General features: G+C 65.2%; 13 protein-coding genes and 1 riboswitch. Of the genes, 5 read left to right on the top strand and 8 right to left on the bottom strand.

Translation table 11 applies throughout. The features are described 5' to 3' along the window. The first annotated feature begins 42 nt into the window (after nt 1–42). Nucleotides 43–1155, top strand: coding sequence for a hypothetical protein (locus VGD28_RS01540; RefSeq protein ID WP_331026567.1), 1113 nt, complete (start codon nt 43–45; stop codon nt 1153–1155). Here the strand turns inward: VGD28_RS01540 and VGD28_RS01545 are convergent. Next, nucleotides 1152–1670 carry a 2'-5' RNA ligase family protein gene (locus VGD28_RS01545; protein ID WP_331026568.1) on the bottom strand — a complete coding sequence of 173 codons (519 nt, stop codon included), beginning with the start codon at nt 1668–1670 and terminating at the stop codon, nt 1152–1154. The two genes, VGD28_RS01540 and VGD28_RS01545, sit on opposite strands and share 4 nt — an antisense overlap. Before the next feature lie 48 nt (nt 1671–1718). Between VGD28_RS01545 and VGD28_RS01550 the strand changes: the two genes are divergently transcribed. Further along, a complete protein-coding gene (locus tag VGD28_RS01550) occupies nt 1719–2408 on the top strand; it encodes an endonuclease III (RefSeq protein WP_331026569.1) in 690 nt (229 codons plus the stop codon). Here VGD28_RS01550 and VGD28_RS01555 read toward each other — a convergent pair. Continuing rightward, nucleotides 2400–3326 carry a hypothetical protein gene (locus VGD28_RS01555; RefSeq protein WP_331026570.1) on the bottom strand — a complete coding sequence of 309 codons (927 nt, stop codon included), beginning with the start codon at nt 3324–3326 and terminating at the stop codon, nt 2400–2402. The genes VGD28_RS01550 and VGD28_RS01555 overlap by 9 nt on opposite strands. Before the next feature lie 186 nt (nt 3327–3512). Between VGD28_RS01555 and VGD28_RS18655 the strand changes: the two genes are divergently transcribed. Genes VGD28_RS18655 through VGD28_RS01565 form a run of 3 tightly spaced genes read left to right on the top strand, consistent with a single transcriptional unit; the run spans nt 3513 to nt 5137 of the window. After that, on the top strand, nt 3513–3806 hold the full coding sequence (locus VGD28_RS18655; RefSeq protein ID WP_414714450.1) for a BrnT family toxin: 294 nt from the start codon (nt 3513–3515) through the stop codon (nt 3804–3806). Next, nucleotides 3799–4452, top strand: coding sequence for a Panacea domain-containing protein (locus tag VGD28_RS01560; RefSeq protein ID WP_331026571.1), 654 nt, complete (start codon nt 3799–3801; stop codon nt 4450–4452). Before VGD28_RS18655 ends, VGD28_RS01560 begins: the two co-directional genes overlap by 8 nt. Next, the gene (locus VGD28_RS01565; RefSeq protein ID WP_331026572.1) at nt 4439–5137 is read left to right on the top strand and encodes a hypothetical protein; all 699 of its coding nucleotides are present in this window, start codon (nt 4439–4441) and stop codon (nt 5135–5137) included. The genes VGD28_RS01560 and VGD28_RS01565 overlap by 14 nt, the downstream gene beginning before the upstream one ends. A 21-nt stretch (nt 5138–5158) precedes the next feature. Here VGD28_RS01565 and thiC read toward each other — a convergent pair whose 3' ends face one another. The 6 genes from thiC to VGD28_RS01595 form a co-directional block, all read right to left on the bottom strand. After that, nucleotides 5159–7090 carry a phosphomethylpyrimidine synthase ThiC gene (thiC, locus tag VGD28_RS01570; protein ID WP_331026573.1) on the bottom strand — a complete coding sequence of 644 codons (1932 nt, stop codon included), beginning with the start codon at nt 7088–7090 and terminating at the stop codon, nt 5159–5161. A gap of 37 nt (nt 7091–7127) precedes the next feature. Then, nucleotides 7128–7235, bottom strand: a riboswitch (TPP riboswitch). Between the two features lie 14 nt (nt 7236–7249). Beyond that, entirely contained in the window at nt 7250–8152 is a 903-nt protein-coding gene (locus tag VGD28_RS01575; protein WP_331026574.1) for a MipA/OmpV family protein, read from the bottom strand. Nucleotides 8153–8264: 112 nt separating this feature from the next. Continuing rightward, complete coding sequence (locus tag VGD28_RS01580) at nt 8265–8984, bottom strand: sterol desaturase family protein (RefSeq protein ID WP_331026575.1); 720 nt, start codon at nt 8982–8984, stop codon at nt 8265–8267. 5 nt (nt 8985–8989) lie between these two features. Further along, entirely contained in the window at nt 8990–9295 is a 306-nt protein-coding gene (locus VGD28_RS01585) for a type II toxin-antitoxin system RelE/ParE family toxin (protein ID WP_331026576.1), read from the bottom strand. Nucleotides 9296–9297: 2 nt separating this feature from the next. Continuing rightward, nucleotides 9298–9522 (bottom strand): type II toxin-antitoxin system ParD family antitoxin, encoded by a 225-nt coding sequence (locus tag VGD28_RS01590; protein WP_331026577.1) that lies wholly within the window; start codon nt 9520–9522, stop codon nt 9298–9300. 118 nt (nt 9523–9640) lie between these two features. Beyond that, nucleotides 9641–10240 carry a TetR/AcrR family transcriptional regulator gene (locus tag VGD28_RS01595; protein ID WP_331026578.1) on the bottom strand — a complete coding sequence of 200 codons (600 nt, stop codon included), beginning with the start codon at nt 10238–10240 and terminating at the stop codon, nt 9641–9643. Between the last annotated feature and the right edge of the window lie 10 nt (nt 10241–10250).

Here is a 10250-nt window from a genome sequence, read left to right on the forward strand (position 1 = left end):
GTCCGGCTAAACCTGCGCCATCCGGTGACCGGGAAGGCGGCGATGCAGTTTCCGAACGATATCCAGACGGCGCTGTTGTTCGACCGGCGCGTCGACGATCTCGAGCACATCGTGCGCGAGTTCATGCGGGTCGAGGGCATGCGATCGGGCGCGCAGTTCAACGTGCCCGAAGCCAAGCCGGGCGCGTTCTACCGCCTGTTCGGCGGCGACGAGCTGATGCTCACCTTCGAGTATCTCGATCATCCGGCCAATATGGAGGTGTTTCGGCCGTCGCTGACCTCGGCGGTCACCGGCATCCTCTGCCCCGACATTCGCGAGCGGCTGATGCGCAACCGCGCGCACATCCTGATCAACGTGTCGCACGGCGTGCTGGGCAATTCGCCCGAGCTGACGCGGCTGATGGCCACGATCGGCCGGCCGATGGAGGGCGCGTCGCTGCCGCAGTTCGTGCGGCGGCTGGAGATCGCGGCGCTGGCCTCGCGCATCGCGCTCGACCACGTCCCGGCGCAGGCGGTGCACTGGGTACAGAGCGACCAGCTGATCCCCGGCGAGAAGTTCGACGCCTATGCGGGCGCGCCGCCGCCGGGGCCGCTGCACATCCATCCCTTCCTGTTCGGCGATGCGGCCGCGGGGAAGGTCGGCATCCGCACCTTCGGCGCGCGGCACTTCGTGGGGCGCGAGATCCGCATCGAGCCGAGCACGCTGCCCTGGGCCGCCAATTACGAGACGATCCTCGCCTTCCTGCGCATTGCGCTGGTGAAGAACGGCTATGTCATCCCGGACGGCGACACGTTCGGGCCGGAGGACGGAAGCCTGTCCTACCGCGTGACGCATCTGCCGGCGGAAGAAGGCGATGTGCCGATCTTCGTGCTGAAGCCGCTGCTGCACAAGGCGTTCGGCTTCGTCGCCGACGACTATGTCCCGCGCGAGCGCGTGATCGACGACCGCGCCCCGCCGCTGTCGCTGATGCCCGAGGACGACGAGGCGAAGATGGACCTGGTCAACGAATGGCGCGAGAAGCGCGCGCTAGCCGAGGGAATCGGCGGGCGGTTCGAGGTGCGCGCGAAGGGGAGCGCCCCGCTGCCGCCGGCGCCGCCCGCGAGGCCGCCGCGCGGGATCGGCGGGCGGCCGGTGTTCGGGCGCAAGGGGCTCTAGCCGCCCTCATCGCGCGGGCGCAGCGGCCAGCGGCCATGCTCGACATGGGTGGTCTTGCCGACCACGCTTTCCATCAGGATGATCTCATCCACGGTCCAGCCGATCGGCGCCATCGTCTGCGTGCGCAGCCGGTCGCCGGCGTAGTTGATGGTGACGTGCGGCTCGGGCGTGGTGCCGAGGGTGAGCGGCGCCTTGTGCTCGATCAGGTGGCGGATCAAGGCAGCCTGGAAGGCGCGGGCCCGGGCGAGCGGATCGCGGGTGCGCAGGGTGACGGCCTTGCGGTTCTCGATCCGGTCGAAGGCGAGCGGGAAGGCCGGGCCGTCGAAGCTGTCGAGCGCGGCGATGACCTGCGGCAGCCACTCGGGCGGGGCGTAGTGGAGGTCGAACAGCGCCGCGAGCGTGACGTGGAGGAGGTGCGGGCCGCGCGACGGATCGTTGCGCGGGAGCGCAGTGATCCGGGCCTGCTGTGCGGGCGGGGGCTTGGCCATGATGTAGAGCGGGTTTCGAGCGCGCATCGGCACCGGACCTTTCCGCCGTTCCTTATATGTTCTATGGCTTGCCTCATGCAAGCCGCATTCGCCTTTGCGGCGGCGGACGTCGCCGGCTGGCGCGAGCGGCTGGGTCCGGTCGCCCTGCCGCGCCGGCGGCGCTCGCCGGTCGGGCAGCTGGTCAAGTCGATCATCAGCGCGCGGACCCGCGACGCGGTATCGGCCGCGGCCTATGACCGGCTGGTCGCCGGCTATGGCGGGCCGGCAGCACTGTCGCGGACGGCGCCGACGGCGGTCGCGCGGACGATCGGCGACGTCACCTTCGCGCAGGCCAAGGCCGCGCAGCTGGTGGCGGCGCTGCGCCGGATCGCGGCGGCGGACGGCGGCTTCGCGCTCGATCACCTGGCCGACCGCCCGCTCGGCGATGCGCTGGCGTGGCTGGAGGCGCTTCCGGGCGTCGCGCGGAAAGTGTCGGCATCGACGCTCAATGCCAGCACGCTGCGGCGGCCGGTGATGATCGTCGATACGCATGTGCTGCGCGTACTGCAGCGGCTGGGCTTCGTGCCGCCGGCCGCCGACTATCGCGCGGGCAGCGAGGCGGTGACCGCGGCGATGCCGGGCTGGACGGGCGACGATTTCCTGGGCTTCCACATCGCGCTGAAGCGGCTGGGACAGGCGGTGTGCCGGTGGGACGCGCCGGATTGCGCGGCCTGTCCGCTGGCACCGGATTGCCCGGCCGCCGCGCGGGGCGGAAGTTTACACTAGCTTGACACTATCCGCGCCTTGCCGGCGGCGGGGGCGCGGGAGGGCGTTGCTGACCGGATCGAGGTGGTAGCAGGAGTCGGCAAACTCCTCGTCGGTCAGCGTGGTCCCCGCCTGCTGCTTCGCCAGCGCGGCGGCGCCGCGCGCATCGCGCGCCGCCGCTTCGTCGGCCTTGCGCCGGGCGGCGGATTTGGGCGGGCGCTGCTCGCACAGGTGGCGCGGCAGGATGCCGTCGGCGGCGTCGGCGAGCTCCAGCTCGTCCGCGAGGGTTTCGGGATCGAGCAGCCGTTCGGGCAGCGCGGGGAGCGCGGGTTCCATGGCGCGCAGGCTGTCGTGCAGCGCCGGGAGGGGCTGGGCGGGGGCGGGGGCCGAGGCGGCGGCGGGCCGCGCATGGCCATAGCGTTCGGGCTTGAGGTGGCTGAGCAGATATTTGAGCAGGCGATTGTCGTGGACGAGCCGCGTCGCGACCACCTCGCCATCGCGGTTGAGCACTTCCTGCTCGGTCCCCTCGATCGCGCGCTCGAAGGCGATGTCCTCGACCAACCCGCCGGCATGCTCGCGCGCGGCATCCCAGGCGCGGGCGAAGGCGGCGCCATGGGGCGAGCGGCGCAACTGATAGGCGCTCGCGCGCGACATGCCGACCGCGCTGGCCGCGAGGTTGACGAGGCCGGTGTCGGCGAGCGTCTCGATGAAGCGGCGCTGCTTCTCCTCGGTCCAGCCGTCGAAGCGCGGCCGGCGGCGGACGGGGACCCAGCGATAGTCGGCGGGGTCGTAGGGTTCGGAGGCGGCGTCCTCGTCCGGCTCGGTGACGGCGAGCGCGGTGCCGGGCTCGGGCTGCGGCTCGGGGTGGAGCGTGGTGAGATCGGGGGTGGGCGCTTCGGCGGCGGGGGCGAAGGCGCTGTGGGGGGTGTGCTTGCTCATCTACCAGTGTGGAGCAGGTGGAATCCAACATTGCAAGGGGATTTGCACCTGTTGAATCGGGTTGCCGACGGCGCGGCAAACACAGTTCAATTACGGTGCAGCGACTGGCTTGTTGCTTGCGCCAAATCGGATGTTAATTGGATTCTTACTTATCAACTGGCGTAGCATAGGCTACGCGTCAGGCGCGTGACTGAGATAAGCTGGAATTGGGACCCCAACAAAGCGGCGATCAATCGATCCAAGCACGGTCTGTCGTTTGAGGCGGCTTCGCTGGTATTTGAAGACCCTTATCTCCTTTCCGATCTAGACCCATATGAGTCCGAGGTGCGTTGGCGCACAATGGGAATGGCGATGGGCGTTCTCATTGTAGTGGTTCATACTGAGCCGGTCGCATCGTCGGATGCTGGAACCTTGCAGGGACGCATCATTAGCGCACGAAAGGCAACGCCCGCCGAGAGACGGGAATATCACAATGGCTAAGAAACCTATTGACCCCCGGATTGCTGAGGAACTTCGCCAGCTTGCTTTGCTGCCGGATGACCTGATTGATACATCCGATATTCCCGAAGCATCTGACTGGACGCAAGCTGTCAGAAGTCGATTCTCTACAGCTAAGCTTGAACAACGCGATTATGACATTCGCGCAATCGCAAACTGGATATTAGACTACGTTGCCGATGCTCATAAAACTATTAGCAACATGTCGCTTAATAAACTGTCCTATTTTATTATTGAACGAGGCTTGATAGAGAAAAATGTCCTCTTTTCATCCGCCCGTGCGGAGGCTTGGGATCATGGCCCAGTATTTAGGGAGGTGTATCACGCCCTAAAAGGGGACGAAGGCAATCCCGTCACCAAACGTATTACTCGCTATAGCGTTCGCGACCGTCAAACCGTAGAAGCTAGGGAGCAATTTTCACCTGTTGATGTCGAATTTTTCGAATCCGTAATCAACGATTATATTGGCTTCTCTGCTTCGCAACTGCGCGGTATCTCTCACAGGCACGGGGGGCCGTGGGATCAAGTTTGGCGATCTGCTAATCCGGTCAATCCGGGCATGGTGATCTCCACCGCCCTCATCCTTGCTACGGCGCCACAGAAGCGCGATCTCAATGGACGACACTGAAAAACGAATCAAGCGATTGATGAGTCTGCCCAGTCTGGTGAACTGGGTACGGCACAATAAGCGGCGATTGGATGACACAATCTTCCAACTGCGAGAATTTGCTAATAACCCCCCGCGGCATTCCCTTCGACCAGTGCAGAAACTTTGTGCGGCTCTTGCTTATGGCACGTGCGATGAGGAAGATGCGCTGAACAGAGCTGAAGCTATTGCTATGCCAGCCGCCAAGGTTGCCGCTCGGGAGGTCATCCCGGCCTTTAGTCGGTATCTCAAAAAGTCAGGTATCGAGGGCGTCATCGAATTTGATGGCTTCCAGGCGATGTACATCATCGGTAAAAAGCCAGACGACGCCCCTCTCCTTGTTCCCGTGCGGCCTACATTCGTCGGCATCAAAAACGAAAAACTTGTTCCGGTATTCGTGATACCGTGGGTCGACTTCAAATTGGATGGGTTTCAGAAATATCTGCTATCCACGATCATCTGTGACGCCATTTTGACGCAGCAAGATTTTCTCGGATCCGATTCAGAGATAATAGCCTTCCCACGGATCAAAGGTACGCATACCCGCGATCAAAGAGGCTGGCTTGCCACACAATATAATCTTCTTTCACAAGACGATCTAATGGAGCAATTTGAGCGGTATACCCGCGCACTACGGGCCGTGATTGCCGAATTGCGATCAGAATGACTGATCGGAGAGGCGAACCATTCAATCCCGCTCCCGTCCCCCGCTCCCCATATACAGCTCACTGCCCGTCTCCTTGAACACCGCGCTCATCGCGGCCATGCCTTCCTCCGCGGCCGCTTCGTCCAGCTTCGGGCCCCCTCCACCATGCTGCGCATGGTCCCCCTCCCCGTTCCGGGGAGGATTTTTTGAGGCGGCAAGGAAGCTTTCGGCGCCCTGGTTCTGCTTGGCCGCGAAGTCCCTCACCTCCTGCGTGATCTTCATCGAGCAGAATTTCGGCCCGCACATCGAGCAGAAATGCGCGGTCTTGGCGCCTTCCGCGGGGAGGGTCTGGTCGTGATACTGCTCCGCCGTGTCCGGGTCCAAGGACAGGTTGAACTGGTCGCGCCAGCGGAACTCGAACCTCGCGCGGCTCAAAGCGTCGTCGCGCAGCTTGGCGGCGGGGTGGCCCTTGGCGAGGTCGGCGGCGTGGGCGGCGAGCTTGTAGGTCACCACGCCGACCTTGACGTCGTCGCGGTCGGGGAGGCCGAGATGCTCCTTGGGCGTGACGTAGCAGAGCATCGCCGTACCGTACCAGCCGATCATCGCCGCGCCGATGCCGCTGGTGATATGGTCATAGCCCGGCGCGATGTCGGTGGTGAGCGGCCCGAGCGTGTAGAAGGGCGCCTCGCCGCACGCCTGCAGCTGCTTGTCCATATTCTCCTTGATCTTGTGCATCGGGACATGGCCGGGGCCCTCGATCATCACCTGAACATCCTGTTCCCAGGCGCGCCTGGTGAGCTCGCCCAGCGTGTAGAGCTCGGCGAACTGGGCCTCGTCGTTTGCGTCGGCGATCGAGCCGGGGCGCAGGCCGTCGCCGAGCGAATAGGCGATGTCATAGGCCTTCATAATCTCGGTGATCTCGTCGAACTTCTCGTAGAGGAAGCTCTCGCGGTGGTGCGCCAGGCACCATTTGGCCATGATCGAGCCGCCGCGGCTGACGATGCCCGTCACGCGCTTGGCGGTGAGCGGGATATAGGGCAGGCGGACGCCGGCATGGATCGTGAAATAGTCGACGCCCTGCTCGGCCTGCTCGATCAGCGTGTCGCGGAAGATCTCCCAGGTCAGGTCCTCGGCGATGCCGCCGACCTTTTCGAGCGCCTGGTAGATCGGGACGGTGCCGACCGGGACGGGCGAGTTGCGCAGGATCCATTCGCGGGTGTCGTGGATGTTGCGGCCGGTGGAGAGGTCCATGATCGTGTCGGCGCCCCAGCGGATCGCCCACACCATCTTGTCGACCTCGGAGGCGACGTCGGAGGCGACGGCGGAGTTGCCGATATTGGCGTTGATCTTGACCAGGAAGTTGCGGCCGATCGCCATCGGCTCGGATTCGGGGTGGTTGATGTTGTTGGGGATGATCGCGCGGCCGCGGGCGACCTCGTCGCGGACGAACTCCGGGGTGACGTAGTCGGGGATGCTGGCGCCCCAGTCCTGGCCGTCTCGGATATATTCGGCGAGCATCTCGCGGCCGAGATTCTCGCGGGTGGCGACATACTCCATCTCGGGCGTGACGATGCCGCGGCGGGCATAGTGCATCTGGGAGACGTTCATGCCCGGCTTGGCGCGCAGCACTTGCTTGCGGACATTGGGGAAGGGTTGCACCCCGCCGCTGCGATCGGGGCCGAGCTGGCCGTTGTCCTCGGGGCGGACCTCGCGCTGGGCGACTTCCTCGACGTCGCCGCGGTTGCGGATCCAGTCGCGGCGCAATTCCGGAAGCCCGGCCATGATGTCGATGCGGGCGTCGGGATCGGTATAGGGGCCCGAGCAGTCGTAGACGCGCAGCGGAGGCTCGCCCGAGCTGGGCTCGAGATGGATCTCGCGCATCGCGACGTTGAGCGGGCCGACGTGGATCTTCTTGCTGCCGCGGATCGGGCCGGTGGTCACCTTCAATTCGGTGCGCGCGGGGATGTCGGCCATTCGTCACTACTCCTCATGCGGGAGAGGACGGTCTTCGGGAAGAAAGCCGCTCCCTCCCTACGCCGGTGTCAGCCGGATCAGGTTCAGCGGGTCGCAGGCTCGTGCCTGCCTCTCAAGCGCCGTCAGCGCTCCCCCGGGGATGCGACTCTTCTAGCGGCCTCAGAAGGTCAGCGCCAGCCCCGCGCCGAACGTCCATTGGTGGCGCGAGCCGGCGATGCTGACCAGCGGGCTGTCGGCGAAGTCGCCGAGCAGCTTGGAGTAGTTGAAGCCGGTGACGAGGGCGAGGCCCTTGGTCAGATCGCCGGTCAGGGCATAGGTGAACATGCCGCCAAAGGCGATGTTCTTCTGCCCGCCTTTGGGCGTGAAGACGGGCAGGCCGCTGGCGGCGCTGCCCGCCGGGGTCACGCCGAAATAGGTGCGCGCATAATCGTCCTCGACGATCTCCGCGGTCGCGAACAGGCCGACCAGCGCCTTGGTGCTGAGCGGCGTCATATAGTTGATCGCCGGGGTCCAGATGCCGCTCTTGTGGATCTTGGTCACGTCGTGGCGGTAGCTCAATGTGACCGAGAGCTTGTCAAAGTCGCTGGTGATGACGCCGGTCTTGCCGATGCCGACATAGCCGCCGACCTCGAGCGCGGTATCGACCTCGCCAAGCGCGACGATGCGCGGATCCTCGATCGCGCTGACCTTGGTGCGGTTGAGGTTGAGGACGGCGACCGGGCCCAGCTGGAAATCCCAGCCGGGGCCGGTGTCGTTGGGGATGAGGTCGAGGCTGACGCGGTTGGCGAGCAACGTGAAGCTCATGCCCGCGACGGTGCCCTGAGCCGCAGGGATCGGCGACCAGGTGTGCTCGTTCGACCCTTCATAATCGGGGAAATAGGCGACGCCGGCGCCGATCGACAGCCGCGCCTTGCCCTCCTCGGCCGCCTCGGCGACCGCGGGCGGCGGGGCATCGGGCGCGGTCTCGCCGGTCTGCTGCGGATCGGGGGAATCCTGCGCGACGGCGGGCGCAGCGGCCAGCGTGGCGGCGGCGAAGAGGGGACCGAACAATGCGATACGCATAAGGGTAGCATCCCGAAACTGTTTCAGGAACGCAACGCCGTATCGAACAAATGGATGCAAGCCAAAGGGATTGCAGCAGATATCGCACATGCCTGCTGGATCGCGCGCGCCGTCAGCGTGGCAGATCGCCAAACCCGCGGTCGGTGCCGCAGATCCGGTCCCAGAAACGGAAATAGAGACCATAGTTGCAGCGATAGTGCGCATGGTGCCGCTGATGATGGCTCGCGGTGATCAGCCACGCCCCCAGCGGCCCTTGCCAGATCGCGCGCGGGAAGATTTCCCACCCCATGTGATTGGTGACGCCCATGATCGTCATGATCGCCAGCACCACGCCCAACGCGGCGGCGTGGATCGGGATGAGGAAGACGAGCGCGGGGATGACCACCGCGCCGGTCAGCGCCTCGACCGGATGAAAGCTCATCGCCGCCCAGGCGGTGGGCGGGCGGCTGGCATGATGCACGGCATGGGCGATGCGGAACCAGCGCGGGCGGTGCATCAGCCGGTGCGTCCAGTAGAACCAGGCGTCGTGCGCCGCGAGATAGAGCAGCACCGAGAGCGGGAGATACCAGAGCGGCCAGTCCGAAACGCCGGCGTAGATCCGCGTCCAGCCGCGATGCTGCCAGCCCCAGGCGACGATCCCCGCGGGGATGCCATAGATGGCGGCGCTGGCCAGGCTCCAGCGAATCTCTTGGCCCATCTGCGCGTCGAGGCCGCGATAGAGGCCGGGGTGCCGCAGCCGCGTCGCCCAGGCGAACCCGCCCGAGACGATCAGATAGCGCACGGCGACGATGAGGGTCATGGCGAGCGCTGAGAGGAGGATGGCAGGCAGCACGAGTGCTATCCGTTCTCTTCGCGCAACCACCGTCTTGCGTCGGTCGCCTTGTGCAGGATAGCCTGCACAATCACCTCTTCCTCCTCGATATCGTAATAGAGCCTATGGCTGCCGTTCGAGAGTGAATGGATCGGTGGATCGAAGTCGGTGTGCCGAATACCGATGCGCGGATGCTCGGCTAGGAGTCGAAACGCCTTCTCGAAGCTTTCGAGATAGGCGCGGGCGACCTCCTTTCCGAAATGCGCCACACTGTAAATTCGGATCGTCTCGAGATCGGCTTTCGCCTGCTTGCTTAGGCGGAGCCGAGTCAAGTTCAGAGCTTTGCGTAGAGATCGGCGAAAATCTCATCGACCGTCTGTTCGCTGGGGCCAGAGGCGCGCCCTTCATCAATCTTCCTTTGCAGGAATCGGATCCGATCCGCATCCTCCTGATCGCGCCGCATCAAGTCGCGGATATAGTCGCTGGTGCTGCTGTAGCGGCCTTCGGCGACGCGGGATTCGGCCCAGGCCTTGAGGGCTTCGGGGAGCGAGACGTTCATCTGTGCCATACGGATAGTATAGGTTTTCGCGCTAAGATTGACAATTGCACGATGTCCGGCACCGGCCCGCCCCTCCGGCACACTTTCGGCGCCACCTCCCCCTCGCGGGAGGATTGGATCATGTCGCTGAGGCCGGGGCGATCAGATCAACGCAATCCTGCGCGGCGCGATCAAGCTCCTCGCGCGAGGCGCCGGCGCGGGCGCGGACGCTCAGCGAATGGATCATCGCGGTGACGATGCGCGCCTGCGCCGCGGGAGCGGCGCTGCCGGCCTTGCCCAGCAGAAGCTCGATCTGCGCATCCTCCATCGCGAGGAAGCCCGCGATCCGCGCGCGCACGTCCGGCTCGATCACCGATTCGGTCGCCGCGGTGCTGATGAACAGGCATCCTGCGGGGCCGTCCTCCCCGGTGAGGAAGCCGTCGATCACCGCAGCGAACATGCGCTCGAGCATGTCGCGAAGGGGCAGGTCCGCCTCTGCCAGCCGCGCGAAGCCGCGTTCGGCGCGCGCGTGCGTCCGCTCGAGCGCGGCGAGGTAGAGCGCCTTCTTGTCGCCGAACGCCGAATAGAGGCTGGGGCGGTTGAGCCGGGTCGCGGCGGCGAGCTCGTCGAGCGAGGTTCCCGAATAGCCCCCCGCGCGGAACCGCTCGGCCGCCGCCCTCAACGCCGTGTCGGGATCGAACGCGCGCGGCCGGCCCCTCTTTTTTGTACTATCTCGCATAAAATTCCTT

The sequence above is a fragment of the Sphingomonas sp. genome (genome assembly GCF_036402235.1).
In the GTDB taxonomy this organism is placed as follows: domain Bacteria; phylum Pseudomonadota; class Alphaproteobacteria; order Sphingomonadales; family Sphingomonadaceae; genus Sphingomonas.

Coding starts and splice junctions, on each gene's coding strand:
- VGD28_RS01540 (WP_331026567.1), top strand. CDS start 43: ATGCAGTTTCCGAACGATATCCAGACGGCGCTGTTGTTCGACCGGCGC.
- VGD28_RS01595 (WP_331026578.1), bottom strand. CDS start 10,240: ATGCGAGATAGTACAAAAAAGAGGGGCCGGCCGCGCGCGTTCGATCCC.
- VGD28_RS01560 (WP_331026571.1), top strand. CDS start 3,799: ATGGCTAAGAAACCTATTGACCCCCGGATTGCTGAGGAACTTCGCCAG.
- VGD28_RS01590 (WP_331026577.1), bottom strand. CDS start 9,522: ATGAACGTCTCGCTCCCCGAAGCCCTCAAGGCCTGGGCCGAATCCCGC.
- VGD28_RS01565 (WP_331026572.1), top strand. CDS start 4,439: ATGGACGACACTGAAAAACGAATCAAGCGATTGATGAGTCTGCCCAGT.
- thiC (WP_331026573.1), bottom strand. CDS start 7,090: ATGGCCGACATCCCCGCGCGCACCGAATTGAAGGTGACCACCGGCCCG.
- VGD28_RS01545 (WP_331026568.1), bottom strand. CDS start 1,670: ATGCGCGCTCGAAACCCGCTCTACATCATGGCCAAGCCCCCGCCCGCA.
- VGD28_RS01550 (WP_331026569.1), top strand. CDS start 1,719: ATGCAAGCCGCATTCGCCTTTGCGGCGGCGGACGTCGCCGGCTGGCGC.
- VGD28_RS01555 (WP_331026570.1), bottom strand. CDS start 3,326: ATGAGCAAGCACACCCCCCACAGCGCCTTCGCCCCCGCCGCCGAAGCG.
- VGD28_RS01575 (WP_331026574.1), bottom strand. CDS start 8,152: ATGCGTATCGCATTGTTCGGTCCCCTCTTCGCCGCCGCCACGCTGGCC.